We start from the raw sequence: 14,859 nt of genomic DNA, 5'->3' as shown, positions 1-14,859 counted from the left end.
GGCTTCAAGCGGCGATCAAGGATTCCCGATCAGCACATAGATCGTGCTGTCGCCGGTCTCCGACAACCCGAGCCCCAGATAGGCGGGGCCGATCCAGGTATCCGATCCGAAGAAGATGCTCCCGCCGAAACGAGTCTCCTCCGGACTCAGGATCACATCCTCGCCCGTTCTCGGATTTTGGACGACACCGTCCGAAAGCCAGCCTCCCTCCAGCGAGGCACCCAAGTAGAGTCCACGTCCGATCGGCGGCGGCAGCGAGGCGATCTGGCGGTAGTAGGCGAGCGCGCCGAAGACCATGTCGTTGCCGCGGAACTGCTCGTTGGCAAAACCGGAGAGCTTGAGAAAACCGCCCAGCGGAAACTGATCGTAATACGGCATGGTGGCGCCGAAGCTGCTTCCGGCGCGGAGTCTGCCGGTGATCGTATTCGCCCCGAAGCTGTGGGCGGTGGTGGCGCTCAGCAGCGCGCGCGTGTAGTCGACATCCGCCCCCAGCGCGTGCAGCGGACTCAGCGACTCCAGCGCGATGCGCGTACCCGAGCGCGGCGCCCCGGCGCTATCGAGCGTGTCGTAGACGATGCGCCCATGCAGGCCGGTATCCGTGATCCGATCCTCCGGGAGTTCAAGCGAGCCGGTGTCCAGCGCAACCTCTGTCTGGCCGACATAGGGGCCGATCCGCAACTCCACGCCTCGCAGCGTGGTACCGGCATCCGCGCCGACCCGCACCCGCGTCACGTCGTAGCGCGCGACCCGCTGATCCCCGACAAAGACGCTGTACGGACTCTGGCTGTAATCCAGAAAAGGCGCGACGAAGGCGGCCCGGTCGAGATCCAGCGGCTGGTAGAGTTCGGTGTGCAGGCTCGGCGCATTGCCGAGCGTCAGTTCGGTGCTCCATTCGGCCCCGAGCTGGTTGACCCAGGTCTGATCGTAGGTGGCGCGCAATCCGAAACGGCTGTCGCCTTGATTGTCGGATGCCAGACCCAGCCCAAATCCCAAATAGCCCGGCCCCCATGCCTTCTCGACCGCATCGACAATAAGCAGATCGGAGCCGTCGCGCCGGGGCTCGAAACGGTAGCTGATTCGCTCGAAGTCGCCACGCCCATAGACCTTCTCAATTTCCGCGTCCAGCCGCGCGCGGTCGAAGGGCTGCTGCGCCTGGTTCTCGACCAGGCCATCGAAGACGCCGGCGTTCACCCGCTCCAGACCCGCGATCCGCACCTCGCCCACTCGCTGGACCGGTTGGCCGGGGCCAAAACGCGCGCGCTTCCAGGCCGCGTACTCGGCCTCGCTCAGACGGTAGCGCGCCAGCCTGGGAGCGGCCTTGCGGGCCGCCGTCACGCCGGTGGCGATCGCATCGGCGGCGCGCGCGAAGTCGCCGGAGCCGATGTCGCCTAGATCCGGGACGATCAGCACATCACGCTTGGGGTCGATCTGTTTGAGCGAGGCTTCCACGTTCTGCTCGGTCAGGATGGCGATCATCTGACCGGTGACGCCGAGAATGCTGCCAAGCTGCTCGCGCGGGAGAAACCCGGATCCCAGGTTGACCACGATGAGCGTATCGACCCCCATCGAACGGGCCACGTCGACCGGCAGGTTGCGCACCAGTCCGCCGTCCACGTAGATGCGTCCCTCCCATTCCATGGGCGCGAACACGCCAGGCACCGCCATGCTGGCGCGCATGGCGACCGGCAGCGGCCCCCGGTCGAAGACCACCATCTCGCCGTTTTCCAGATTGGTGGCGACGGCTCGGAACGGGATCGGCAGGGCATCGAAGTCCTGGACCGTTTCCACGCCCTTGACCAGATCGTTGAAGAACAACTGGACCTTCTGACCCGAAATAGCCCCCTTGGGCAGGCGCAGATTGCCTTCGCGCACCCCGACCGTGAAATTCCAGGTCGGGTTGAAAGAAGTTTCCTTGCGCCGCGCCGCCCACGCCTCGCGCGGCGGGTTGTCGTCGAAAAGCGCGCCCCAGTCCACCTGCGTCACCCGCCGTTCCAACTCGTCCGCCGGCACGCCCGCCGCATAGACCCCACCCACCAACGAACCCATGCTGGTTCCCGCGATGGCGTGAATGGGGATGCGCAGTTCCTCCAGAACCTTGAGCACGCCGATATGCGCCGAGCCTTTCGCGCCGCCGCCCGCGAGCACCAGGCCAATGCGCGGACGCTGAGGCTCGCGCGCGTCCGCCGGGACGGCCAGCGACAAGGCAACGAGCAGCGTGGCGAAGAGTGCGAACAGGTTCCGTTTCATGAGAGCCTCGTCAGAATCCAGCGGAGTAAAGGGGCAGCGGCGCGTATCGATCGACACGACGGCCCCAGCGGGATACATATCATACCGGCAACCGCGCACCGATCGACGCTGCGACATCCAGACGCTGGCGACAACTCGGACCGCTCCGGTCATCAACGGGATCGACCCTTGTGATACGCTCGCTATTCTGGCGCATCTAGATCCCATGACCAACCGCGATTCCGAGACACCAACGATGTACGCGACACCCGAGACCGGCGACGGCTGGATCACCGCTCTGCTCGACACGGACGACGTCGGTTTCGTCGTCACGGCGCGTTTCGCCATCTCGACAGCCTTTCGCGACCTCGTCGGCGATCGCGAAGCGGACCTGGTCTTCGCGGCGCGCAGCCGGCTGGCGCGCATGGGGATCAATATCCTCCCGCTCGGCGCCCCCAGTTTCAACAGTCATCACTGCGACCTCCAACTGCACATCGCCGCCGCCATCCACTCCTATGGCATCGCGCCGCATCTGGAACGCATCGTGGTGCCCGGACTGCGGGTCGGCCGGCTGGTGTTCTGTCCGACGGACAATCGGCTCGGTTCGTCGGACATCCATCGGCTGATTCGCGAGAACGCGCTGCAAGTCCCGGCCGGATTCTCGCTCGACGGCAACGGTTATCTGATTCTGCGCCCGCAACGTCAGATCTTTCGCTTCCAGAAACCACTGACCCCCGAGGAGGTCACCGCCATCGCGACCCACGCGGACGGCAAGGATCTGCTCAACCGGCTGCAAATCCGCGAAGCGGTCGACCATATCGAGCTGTTGCCCAAGGACGGTCTGGTGACCGCCTGTTCCATGTTCCTGCACCGTCACTACGTGGTGCTGCGCAACCTGGACGATTCGCTGGGCTTCCATCTCCAGGCCACGGTCCTCGACCCGGTCTCCACGCGCGGCACCAATGTGTATCTGGAATTCGTCAATCGCACCGAGCAGCTCATCATCAATCCGAGCGTCGCGGCCTCGGTGCACGAGGCGATCCTGCTCAAGCCCAAGCCCCGATACTGGCATGGCCACGGCATCCCCACGGCGCCACTGTCAACCGCGACCGACAGCGAAACAAGCGCTCTGTCTCATCTCATTGGAGCGAGCGGTGACATTGCCTGCAAGTCGCTGCTGGCGATTTTCGACCGACTGGAGGCGAGCCCGGTCACTGACCGCTATTCGCATCGGATGATGGCCGTTTCCCGCGAGCCGCGCGCCTTATTGGATGGAGCGGACCCCGATCAGGTCTGGACCCAGCCGCGCGAACCGCGCGATCCGCGCGGGGGCACCGATCTGGCGGCGGGCCTGGTGGCCGAGGGGCTGGATCTGCACCTGCGCACCGAGTACGGGACGCGCATCCTGGCGGATCTGCCGGACGGCGCGCGCGCGACCCTGCTGCTCGGCTATTTCCCGAATCTGATCGAGCACACCGAGATCTGCGCCGCCGCCCTGCGTCAGCGCGTCGCCCGCATCGTCTTCCGGCGCGCCTCCTTCGAGCATGGCCCCTTCCTCTCCTCGCGCGACCATGGCCGACTGGCCGATTACGAGGGTCTGGGGCTGGAGGTCTTCTGGTGCAACGAATCGCGCGGCCAAGTCGTTCGGCATGTCTTCCGGGGCTTGCGCGGCTATTTCACCACGCCGGACAAGGTCGACCGTTTCCGCTCCTGCCTGATCTTCGCCATCTATGGCTCGGTCAAACCCTTGAACGATAACGCCGCCCACCAAATCGAACGTCTGCTCGGCAATCTGAAAAACCTGTTCGGCAGCGACATCGGCATTCTGACCGGCGGCGGACCGGGCGCCATGCAGCAGGTCACGGACGCCGCTCACAAACTTGGACTGATGGTCGGATCGAGCTTCATCGAGACCATCGACCAGGAACTCAACCAGACCGCCGAGTTCTACCAGACCTTTCAGGCGCGCAGCCGTCAGGCCCGCCAGCGCTGGTTCGAGATCGCCAGCTTTCATCTCTTTCTGGTGGGCGGGGTCGGCACGCTGGAAGAGGTCGGACTCACCCTGACCGACATGAAACTCGGCGTCATCGAGACCAGTCCGGTGGTCTTTTTCGACGGCTCGGGCGGCGATTTCTATTGGGAGGGCCTGCGTCTGCAACTCGCCGAAATGGGCCGCCAGGGCCGCGTGCCGGCCAGACTACTCGACCACATTCTGATGACGACCGACCCGGACGCCATCCCGGACTTCTACAAACGGACATTGCGTCTGGGCTGATGGGGCTCGTGACATCGCGCGGGAAAACCGCGAGAATTCAAGCAATCCAATCGCGCGCAAGCCTTCCGGCCATCGAGCCGCGGATCGGCCGGCGCGTGATCCGCATCAAATCGACGCGCATCCCGACCACACTTGAGACATCAACGTGTCCACATCGATCACCTTCGAACATCCGCTTAACGAACGCATCCGAATCTTTCTGCGGCTCGAACATCTGTTCGAGCGATTCGAGCATTTCGTCCGTCAATTCGACCCCTCCGCCACGCGGGCCGCGATCGATGCCTTGCTGGAGATCGTCGCCATCACGGCACGCTCGGACATCAAGAACGAAATTCTCAAGGAGCTTGAACATCATATCGGCGCCATCCATCGGCTCGCCGACAAGCCCGGCGTCGACCCCAAGGCGCTCGAACAGGTGCTGAGCGACCTTGACGATGCGATCGACGGCGTCCGACACATCGGCAGCCCCATTGGTCAGACGGCCCGCGAGGACGACTTTCTCAAGGCCATCGCTCAACGCAGCAGCATTCCTGGCGGCGCCTGCAGCTTCGACCTGCCGCACTACCATTTCTGGCTGATCCAACCTCCCGAGATACGTCAGACGCGCTTCGACCATTGGCTGCTTGACCTCACGCCAGCCTTCAGCGCCATCGATCTCGCGCTCTCCCTGATTCGGGGCAGCACCGCGCCGCGCCGGGTCTTGGCCGAGGGGGGCTTCTTTCAAGAGGCGTTGGATCTCGATGCATCGGCGCAGATGCTGCGCGTCGGACTCGACGCCTCCGAGGCGCTCTACCCCGAGATCAGCGGACATAAAAACCGCTTCAGCATCCGGTTCATGGCGATCGAATCCAGCGGCCGCCCCGCCCAGCGTTGCGATGACGTCTCCTTCAAACTCACCTGTTGCGTGTTGTAACCATGGCTACGATCGTTGCCTGTCCCCATTGCGGAAAGCCGGTGGAATGGACCGAAACCTCGACCTGGCGTCCCTTCTGCAGCAAACGCTGCCGTCTGATCGATCTCGGCGACTGGCTGGAAGAAAATCACCGGATCAGCGATTGCGCGGATGACCCGAGCGAGGATCCGCCGCCATCCGACGCACACGATACCCATCATTAGACTTGCGGCGATTGCATTTCAAAGACGACTTGCGGATTCAACCGCCCACCCATGACTTTTTTCGTCGTCACGGTCTTCCTGCTGGTCTATCTGGGCATGCTCCTCGGCGGTCTGCCCTTCCTGCAACTGGACCGCACCGGCGTGGTGCTGTTGGGCGCGATCGCGCTGGTGGCATCGGAAACCGTCCCCATGGATCAGGTCTGGCGGGCCATTCACCTGCCGACGCTGGCGCTACTGTTTTCCTTCATGGTGATCTCGGCGCAACTGCGACTCGGCGGTTTTTACGGCTGGGCGGTCGGGCGGCTGGGCCGGCTCGACCTGTCGCCGCCCGCGCTGCTGGGCGCGCTGATCGCCGTCGCCGCCGGTTTGTCGGCGGTCTTCAGCAATGACATCGTCTGTCTCGCCATGGCGCCGGTGCTGGTGGAGGTCTGTCTTGACCGGCGACTCGACCCCATCCCCTACCTGCTGAGCCTCGCCTGCGCCGCCAATGTCGGCTCGGCGGCGACCCTCATCGGCAACCCGCAAAACATGCTGATCGGCGAGACCCTGGCGCTGTCGTTCGCCGAGTATCTGCTCGTCGCCGCCATTCCAGTGATGCTGGGACTGATCGTCACCTGGGGCATCGTCGCGGGACTCACCCGAGGACGCTGGCAACTTCGGGCGTCGCCGCCAGAACCGCCGACACACGAACGCACCGCCGAACACTGGCCCACGCTCAACCGCTGGCAAAGCATCAAGGGGCTGACGGTCGCGACGGTGCTGTTCGCCGGTTTTCTCTTCATCCCCTGGCCGCGCGCGCTGATGGCGCTGGCCGGGGCCGCGCTCCTGCTGACCAGCCGACGACTGCATTCGTTCCGCATGCTGGGGCTGGTGGACTGGCAATTGCTGGTACTGTTCATCGGCCTTTTCATCGTCAATCACGCACTGCAACAAACCGGCCTGCCCGCCCAGGCCGTCGCCGCGCTGGCGACCCAGGGCGTCGATTTGCACGCGCCGACACCACTCTTCGTGACCAGTTTCCTGCTCAGCAATCTGGTCTCCAATGTCCCGGCGGTCATGCTCCTGCTGCCCGTGGCGACCGACCCGATCAGCGGCCCGCTGCTGGCGCTGTCGAGTACGCTGGCGGGCAATCTGCTGATTGTCGGCAGTATCGCCAACATCATCGTCATCCAGGCCGCCGATCGGCGGGGCATCCGCATCGACTGGCGCGGCCACGCGCGTATCGGCGTGCCGGTGACATTGGCGACGTTGGCGATCGCGGCCCTCGCATTGTGGCTGGGACAGCGACTGGACGGCTAAGGTGATTTCCGGAAATGACTTGACCAAGCGTCAAACCCCGTAGGAACCCGCTTGCGGGCGACGGTTGGGCACACGGAAGGCAGCCTGGCGGGTCACGTCGCCCGCAAGCGGGCTCCTACGGGTAGGATCAATCACCTTAAGCCATGCGCCCACGCGAGCATCGCCCCTGGGATAAGGAGACAGGCGCGGGCTTTTGTGGGATCTTAAGACCCCAAGCACCGCCTGACTCCAACCGCCACGCCAGCAGCGGCATTTTTTTTGCTTATCTCTCCCAACTCAAGCCAAGGAATTCACCCCAGATGTCGATTTTGGTTGCCCTGAACCACAAGACCGAATATCACTTCGATCGCTCGGTCAACCTCTCGCCCCATGTCGTGCGTCTGCGCCCCGCGCCGCACTGCCGCACGGCGATCCGCTCCTATTCGCTCAAGGTCGAACCGGCGGAACACTTCATCAACTGGCAGCAGGACGCCTACGGCAACTATCTGGCCCGCTTGGTCTTCCCGGAAAAGACCCGGAAACTCTCGGTCGAGGTCGATGTGATCGCCGAGATGATCACCATCAATCCCTTTGATTTCTTTCTGGAAGATTACGCGTTTTATTATCCCTTCGAGTACGACCCCGAGCTGCGCAAGGAACTGGCGCCCTATCTGGAGATCACCGAGGACGGCCCGCTGCTGAAAAAATGGCTGAAGGATGTCGACCGCACCAAGCGCGAGACCGTCTATTTCCTGGTCGACCTCAACCAGCGCCTTCAGCAGGACATCGGCTATGTCATCCGCCTGGAGCCGGGCGTGCAGACCTGCGAACAGACCCTGGGCACCGGCAAGGGCTCCTGCCGCGACACCGGCTGGCTTTTGGTGCAGATCCTGCGCCATCTTGGACTGGCCGCACGCTTCGTCTCCGGCTATCTGGTGCAGTTGACGGCGGACGTGAAGTCGCTCGACGGTCCGTCCGGCCCCGAGAAGGATTTCACCGACCTGCACGCCTGGGCCGAGGTCTATGTGCCGGGCGCCGGCTGGATCGGGCTCGATCCCACCTCCGGCCTCTTCGCCAGCGAGGGTCATATCCCGCTCGCCTGCTCGCCCGCCCCGCGCAGCGCCGCGCCCATCACCGGCGCGACCGACGAGTGCGAGGTGGAGTTCTATTTCCATAACGAGATCGCGCGCATCCACGAAGACCCGCGCGTCACCAAACCTTACACGCCCGAGCAATGGGAGTCGATCGAGTCGCTCGGCCATCAGGTCGACGCCGAGCTGAAGGCCAATGACGTGCGTCTGACCATGGGCGGCGAGCCCACCTTCGTCTCCATCGACGACATGGACGGCGCCGAGTGGAATATCGACGCGCTGGGGCCGACCAAGAAGCCGCTGGCCGAGGATCTGATGCGCCGGCTGAAAAAGCGTTTCGCGCCCGGCGGACTGCTGCACATCGGTCAGGGCAAATGGTATCCGGGCGAGCAACTGCCGCGCTGGGCGCTGTCCTGCTACTGGCGCAAGGACGGCGAGCCGGTATGGCACGACCCCGATCTGTTCGGGCTGGAGAACACCAGCTACGGTCACGGCCCCGCCGAGGCCGAGCGCTTCATCCGCACCCTCGCCCGCCATCTGGGCGTCGATCCGGACCACGCCGACAAGGCCCACGAGGATGTCTGGTATTACCTCTGGAAGGAGGCGCGTCTGCCGGTCAACGTCGATCCGCTCGACAACAAGCTCAAGGACCCCAACGAACGCAAGCGCATCGCCCGGCTGTTCAGCGAGGGGCTGGATAAAGTCACCGGCTACCTGCTGCCGTTGCGCTGGTGGGGCTTCGGGATCGATGGGGGCTGGAAGAGCGGGCGCTGGACCTTCCGTGACGGCAACCTCTTTCTGATCCCCGGCGATTCGCCGATGGGCTTCCGTCTCCCGCTGGATGCCCTGCCCTATGTCCCGGACAGCAAACTGGACCGGGTGCCCGAACGCAACCCCTTCGAGCCGGTCGCGCCGCTGCGCTCGCCCTTCGACGAGGTCGCCCGCCGCTACAGCCGGCTGGTCGAACCGGCCCAGGCGCCCCAGACCATCCGCGAACAGGGCGTGCAGCCGCGCGATCTGGCCGCGCGTTACGGACGGCTCGCGCCCGCCGATCACGCGCATCAGGACGTGCGCCAACAGATCGCGCTGCCCGACGACCTGCACCCCGACCTGATCCGTACCGCGCTCTGCATCGAGCCGCGCGAGGGCCGGCTCTACTGCTTCATGCCGCCGCTGACCCATCTGGAGCACTGGCTGGATCTGGTGATGTGCATCGAGGACACGGCCGCCGAACTCAAGCTGCCGATCATCATCGAGGGCTATGAGCCGCCGAAGGATTTCCGCTTGCAGAAGCTCGCGGTCACCCCGGACCCCGGCGTCATCGAGGTCAACATCCACCCGGCCGAACGCTGGGACGACATGGTGCGCGACACCGCCATCCTCTACGAAGAGGCGCGGCTCGCCCGGCTCGGCACCGAGAAGTTCATGCTCGACGGACGCCACACCGGCACCGGCGGCGGCAACCATGTCACCCTCGGCGGCCCCACGCCAGCGGACAGCCCGCTGCTGCGCAAGCCCGATCTGGTGCAGAGCCTGATCGCCTACTGGCAGCATCACCCGAGCCTGTCCTATCTCTTCTCCGGCATGTTCATCGGCCCCACCAGTCAGGCCCCACGGGTCGACGAGGCGCGCGACGACCGGCTCTACGAACTGGATATCGCCTTCCAGCAGATGCCGACCGGCGAGATCCCCCAGCCCTGGATCGTCGACCGGGTGCTACGCAATCTGCTGACCGACGTCACCGGCAACACCCACCGCACCGAGTTCTGCATCGACAAGCTCTACTCGCCCGACTCCTCGGCGGGCCGACAGGGTCTGGTGGAGTTCCGCGGCTTCGAGATGCCGCCGCATTATCAGATGAGCTTGGCGCAGTTGCTGCTGCTGCGTACCCTGGTCGCCCGTTTCTGGAAAGAACCCTACGCCCGCAAACCCATCCGCTGGGGCACCGAGCTGCATGATCGCTTCCTCCTGCCGCATTTCGCGCGGCAGGACTTCGAGGACGTGATCTGCGACATGCGCCGCGCCGGCTATCCGATCGACGCAGCCTGGTTCGATCCCTTCTTCGAGTTCCGTTTCCCGCATTACGGCGATCTCGTCACCGAGAACGGCATCAACATGGAACTGCGCGCCGCCATCGAACCCTGGCATGTGCTGGGCGAGGAAGTCACCGCGCAAGGCACCTCGCGCTTCGTCGACAGCTCGGTGGAACGCATGCAAGTCAAGGTCAACGGCATGGTCGGCGACCGCCATGTGCTGGTCTGCAACGGTCGGCGCGTCCCGCTGCGCCCGACCGGACGCAAGGCCGAATTCGTCGCCGGCATCCGCTTCAAGGCGTGGAGTCCGCCATCGGGTCTGCACCCAACGATCCCGGCCCACAGCCCGCTGGTCTTCGAGATCGTCGATCTCTGGAACCGGCGCAGCCTGGGCGGCTGCACCTACTATGTCGCCCACCCCGGCGGCCGCAGCGAGAGCAACTTCCCGGTCAACAGCTATGAAGCCGAGAGTCGACGCATCGCCCGCTTCCGGCTGATGGGGCATACGCCAGGGGTGATCGATCCGCCGCCCGAGGAGCCGGCGGGCGAGCATCCCTATACGCTGGATCTAAGGTATCGTCCGGGATGCTGAGTCACCCCTCACGTCAGCGTAGCCAGGGCTTCCAGCCCTGGAGAACCAGGCCGGGATGGCCTGACTACGCAGCTCCAAGTGCGCGTTCCTACTGGTTCGGGAAAACCGATAGGTGGCGAGGAGTCGATGAGCGGCATCAAATCTCCCTCCAGACCCGTGATGTTACAACGCGAGACTCTTTGCCTCCTCGGTCTCCGTGTGCCTCGTGGGCTATCACTGAACGTGAGTGACAGGCTACGATAAACGCTCGTCCATGCAAGACAAGGCTCTTTTATGGCTACACTTCACGCCAGTATCCCCGACGACCTGCAACGGCAGGTTCAAGCGATCGCTCGGGCGCGCGGCGTTCCCTTGCGGCTTGTGGTTGAGGAGGCCCTGCGGTGCATCGTCGCATCTGAACCGTTCGCGAGCGATGCCGAAGCCGATGCAGAGATCGAAAGGCTGCAAGCGGATGTGTTGAAGGACCACCCGTGGGAGACATAAGGCGTGGGGATATCGTGCTCGCGGCGGCAGCGGGCGACTACGGTAAGCCAAGACCCTGGCTGGTCGTCCAGGCCGACAAGTATATTGGCGCCGACGGTCCGGACTCTATCCTCGTCTGTCCCTTTACCAGTCACCAAGAGACCCTGCCCTACCGCGTTCCGGTTAGTCTTCCATACGGAGACGCTGTCCGAGCGTCCTGGGCAATGACGGATAAGCTCATGGCCGTGAAACGGGAACGTATTCGAGCGTCCGTCGGCAGGGTGTCGTCTCAGGAATTCGCCGCAATCGAATCCGCGATCGCAGATCTTCTGGGATTGGCCTTGGCGCAGTAGGCCAGTTGAAAATTCAAGTTCACACAGTAGATCGACATCAGGCCGGACGGGGTATTCACCCCGTCCGGAACGTTTCTCCACAGGTGCGGCGGCAACGGTTGGCGGCCGATAAACGTGCGGGACGGGGTGAATATACCCCGTCCCGCCTCAGACATCGCAAAGGACGCTCATCAGGCCACGCGTCGCAGCGGCTCACCAGACACCAGCAGGCAGGCAGGCATAGTGCAGACAGGCCAGGATGTCGTCACGCTCCAATTCCGGATGATCGGCCAGGATCTCATCCCAGCCCATGCCAGCGGACACGAGGTCGAGGATCACCTCCACCGGCCAGCGCAGATGGCGGATGCAGGGTTTGCCATGGCAAATGTCCGGGTCGAGAGTAATACGGCTCAAATCAGGCATGACGGGATCTCTACGGTGTCCATGCACGAAGGCTAGTCACATAGCATTACCCATATCTCGACAGCGGGCTGACGCTGGCGAGGCTGGACATCAAGCCCAGTCGCGTGTGACATTCGCTCCCTTTAAATCGATAGGGGCTGAGACCGATGTTGCAGGTGCACGATGAGGCAGGCAGCTGTGGTGTGCAAACCAAGACCAAGGGGTTGTCATGAGCGCACTGGCCAGCGAATTTGCGAGCATCGACCTTGGCGACCAGCGTCTCAATCGGCGCGCGCGCCGCGTGCTGGAGAAGCTCGGCACGAAACCGACGGTGAGCATTCCTACGGCGTGCGGCGGTTGGGGCGAGACCCGCGCCGCTTACCGCCTGTTCGACCAGGCGAAGGTCACCGCCGAGCGTGTGCTCGCGCCCCATCTCGCCTGCACCGAAGCACGGCTGCGCGCGCATCCGCGGGTGTTGTGCATCCAGGATACGACCGAGCTTGATTTCACGACCAAGAAGGCACTGATCGCGGATCTGGGGCCGCTGAATTATGAGCGTCGCTGGGGGATGTACTTGCATCCCACCTTGGCGGTCACACCCGAGCGCGTTCCGTTGGGTCTGCTGGATCTCCACAGTTGGGCGCGTGAACCGGGCAGTCTCGGGCAATCGAAGGGGCCGCATCGCCCCTTGGAGGAGAAGGAGAGCGTGCGCTGGGTTGATGGCTTTGCCCGCGTCAATGCGCTGGCCGAGCAGCTGCCTGACACGCGGTTGACGTACCTGGCCGACCGGGAGGGCGACCTCTATGATCTGTTTGTCGAAGCGCCTTGTCCGGAGCAGGGTGCCGACTGGCTGATCCGTGGTCAATATCATGACCGCCTGCTGGCCGATGGGCGCAAGCTGCGCGCGGCGCTCGATGAGGCGGCGGTGCTGACCGAGGTCACCTTTGAGCGTCCGCCCGCGCGCGGGCGCCGCGCTCGCACCGTCGAGCAACAGATCAAAGTGGTGCGCGTCACCCTGAAGGCGCCGTGGCGACCCGATCGCACCCTGGCGGATGTCACGGTGACCGCGTTGCTGGCCACCGAGGTGAATCCACCGGCCGACGAAGACCCGCTCGACTGGTTATTGCTGACCAACCTCACCGTCGAGACCCCTGCGCAAGCCCTTGAAAAACTGGCTTGGTATCTGTGCCGCTGGCAGATCGAGGTGTTTTTCAAGATTTTGAAAAGCGGCTGTCGCATTGAAGAATTACAACTCGAAAAGCGCGCCCGCCTGGAGCCAGCGATCGCGTTCTATCTGATCATTGCCTGGCGCGTCCTGTTCCTCACGCGACGCGGGCGCGACTGTCCGGAGATGCCGTGCGATGTCGTCTTTGACGAGGCCGAATGGAAGGCGGTCTATCTCGTCACCCAGCGAAAAGCACCCCCCGCTGAACCGCCCTCTCTCGATACCATGGTGCGCCTGGTCGCCACCTTGGGCGGTTTCCTCAATCGCAAAAGCGATGGCTTTCCGGGTCCTAAAACCCTCTGGATCGGGCTTCAGCGGGCGGCTGACTTTGTGCTGGCGCTCCAAGCTCAACGCTCCGTCGACGCGAGTTGTGGGTAATGATATGGCTTAGTCTGTCAGGCCGTACCAGCAGGACCGCTTTAATTCTACTTTGTTAGCTTGACATAAGCTTATGATTTTCAAATATTATTTTCAGGGAAAATTTTATTTGGAAATGGCAGATCATGGCTAACGCGATTGGTAGCGAAACCAGGGCAATCGCATCAACGCATTAGCGCATACTGTTAGACAATCCGTACTGCGGCCCCAATGATTTGAGTCTTTAGAATCTTGGGGAGATCTCGCCGATGTGCGACTTGAGTGTGGAGCGATCGATTGCGCACCATTTTGCCCCGCTGGACGAGCCGCGCAGCGCGATCCAACGACGGCACCTCTTAAGTGAGATGATCGTGATCACCATCGCGGCGTCCTTCAGTGGCGCCGACGGTTGGGTGGGTGTCGAGACGTTCGGACAGGCCAAGGAGGCGTGGCTGCGCACGTTTCTGAAACTGCCCGCGGGCATTCCGTCGCACGACACCTTCGGGCGGGTGTTTGCGCTCATCGATCCCGCACAGTTTGCCGCCTGCTTTCGCCAATGGAGCGCGTCGGTGGCCGAACTGATCCCCGAAGAGATCATTGCCGTCGATGGCAAGACCCTGCGCCGCTCCCACAGCCGCGGCAAGGGCTTGGCGGCGTTGCACCTGGTCAGTGCCTGGGCGACGGCCAATCGGGTGGTGCTCGGACAGGTCGCCACCGACGCCAAATCCAATGAGATCACGGCCATTCCACGTCTGCTGGAGTGGCTGAAGCTGGAGGGCTGCATCGTCACCATCGACGCCATGGGCTGCCAGACCAAGATTGCCGCGCAGATCATCCACCAGGGAGGGGACTATGTGCTCGCGCTCAAAGGCAACCAGGAAACGCTGGCCGCCGAGGTCGAGGAGGCGTTCATCGACGCCGACGCCAGAGGCTACGCCGGTGTCGATTCGGCATTCCTCGAAACCGTCGAGCGAGGGCATGGTCGTCTCGAAACCCGTCGCTACCAAACCTTGGGCGATCTTTCCGGCGTGCCGCACAGCGCCTCGTGGGAGGCAATGAACATGATCGGCATGGTTGAATCGCGCCGTGAGGTCGCCGGCAAGGTCTCGGTCGAGACCCGCTATTTCATTGGCAGCATCGGCACCAGCGCCGCGCGCTTTGCCCACGCAGTACGCGGTCACTGGGGCATCGAAAACGGGTTGCATTGGAATCTCGATATCGCCTTTCGTGAGGATGAGTGCCGTGTCCGCGATCCGGTGGCGCGCGAGAATCTTGCCGTCCTGCGTCACCTCGCCCTCTCGCGCCTCAAGAATGACGGCACCAAGCTCGGCATCCAGAACAAACGCTTGAAAGCCGGTTGGGACGAGTCCTACCTGTCGAAATTGCTCTTCGAGTCGCCTCAGAGGAAGGGCGACGCTGATACATCGGTACCCGCTAATGTTAGCAGCGCTTGATGCGATTGCCCTGGTA

Annotated in this window: 11 protein-coding genes; 9 read left to right on the top strand and 2 right to left on the bottom strand. The window is 63.5% G+C overall.

Annotated features, from left to right (window positions below):
- Window positions 1-15 precede the first annotated feature (15 nt).
- Entirely contained in the window at window positions 16-2,247 is a 2,232-nt protein-coding gene (locus THIVI_RS18860; protein ID WP_014780128.1) for a patatin-like phospholipase family protein, read from the bottom strand.
- 235 nt (window positions 2,248-2,482) lie between these two features.
- Here THIVI_RS18860 and THIVI_RS18855 point away from each other — a divergent pair, with 235 nt between their 5' ends.
- The 7 genes from THIVI_RS18855 (at window position 2,483) to THIVI_RS26355 (ending at window position 11,426) form a co-directional block, all read left to right on the top strand.
- Window positions 2,483-4,501 (top strand): LOG family protein, encoded by a 2,019-nt coding sequence (locus THIVI_RS18855; protein ID WP_014780127.1) that lies wholly within the window; start codon window positions 2,483-2,485, stop codon window positions 4,499-4,501.
- A gap of 145 nt (window positions 4,502-4,646) precedes the next feature.
- Window positions 4,647-5,414: a cell division protein ZapD gene (gene zapD, locus THIVI_RS18850; RefSeq protein ID WP_014780126.1), complete on the top strand. Its 768-nt coding sequence runs from the start codon at window positions 4,647-4,649 to the stop codon at window positions 5,412-5,414.
- A gap of 2 nt (window positions 5,415-5,416) precedes the next feature.
- The gene (locus THIVI_RS18845; protein WP_014780125.1) at window positions 5,417-5,617 is read left to right on the top strand and encodes a DNA gyrase inhibitor YacG; all 201 of its coding nucleotides are present in this window, start codon (window positions 5,417-5,419) and stop codon (window positions 5,615-5,617) included.
- Between the two features lie 51 nt (window positions 5,618-5,668).
- Entirely contained in the window at window positions 5,669-6,916 is a 1,248-nt protein-coding gene (locus THIVI_RS18840) for an ArsB/NhaD family transporter (RefSeq protein WP_014780124.1), read from the top strand.
- Between the two features lie 299 nt (window positions 6,917-7,215).
- Window positions 7,216-10,611 carry a transglutaminase family protein gene (locus tag THIVI_RS18835; protein ID WP_014780123.1) on the top strand — a complete coding sequence of 1,132 codons (3,396 nt, stop codon included), beginning with the start codon at window positions 7,216-7,218 and terminating at the stop codon, window positions 10,609-10,611.
- A 273-nt stretch (window positions 10,612-10,884) separates the two neighbouring features.
- Complete coding sequence (locus THIVI_RS18830; RefSeq protein ID WP_014780122.1) at window positions 10,885-11,094, top strand: hypothetical protein; 210 nt, start codon at window positions 10,885-10,887, stop codon at window positions 11,092-11,094.
- Complete coding sequence (locus tag THIVI_RS26355; protein WP_014780121.1) at window positions 11,082-11,426, top strand: type II toxin-antitoxin system PemK/MazF family toxin; 345 nt, start codon at window positions 11,082-11,084, stop codon at window positions 11,424-11,426. The genes THIVI_RS18830 and THIVI_RS26355 overlap by 13 nt, the downstream gene beginning before the upstream one ends.
- 192 nt (window positions 11,427-11,618) lie before the next feature.
- Here THIVI_RS26355 and THIVI_RS18820 read toward each other — a convergent pair whose 3' ends face one another.
- Window positions 11,619-11,828 (bottom strand): DUF433 domain-containing protein, encoded by a 210-nt coding sequence (locus tag THIVI_RS18820; RefSeq protein WP_014780119.1) that lies wholly within the window; start codon window positions 11,826-11,828, stop codon window positions 11,619-11,621.
- Between the two features lie 208 nt (window positions 11,829-12,036).
- Between THIVI_RS18820 and THIVI_RS18815 the strand changes: the two genes are divergently transcribed.
- Together THIVI_RS18815 and THIVI_RS18810 are read left to right on the top strand one after the other, a co-directional pair.
- Window positions 12,037-13,410: an IS4 family transposase gene (locus tag THIVI_RS18815; protein ID WP_014780118.1), complete on the top strand. Its 1,374-nt coding sequence runs from the start codon at window positions 12,037-12,039 to the stop codon at window positions 13,408-13,410.
- A gap of 248 nt (window positions 13,411-13,658) precedes the next feature.
- The gene (locus THIVI_RS18810; RefSeq protein WP_014776993.1) at window positions 13,659-14,843 is read left to right on the top strand and encodes an ISAs1 family transposase; all 1,185 of its coding nucleotides are present in this window, start codon (window positions 13,659-13,661) and stop codon (window positions 14,841-14,843) included.
- Window positions 14,844-14,859 lie beyond the last annotated feature (16 nt).

This window comes from Thiocystis violascens DSM 198 (assembly GCF_000227745.2).
Taxonomy (GTDB): Bacteria; Pseudomonadota; Gammaproteobacteria; order Chromatiales; family Chromatiaceae; genus Chromatium; species Chromatium violascens.
Note: the sequence above shows the minus strand (reverse complement) of the source record. Positions and strands in the feature narration are given on the sequence as shown.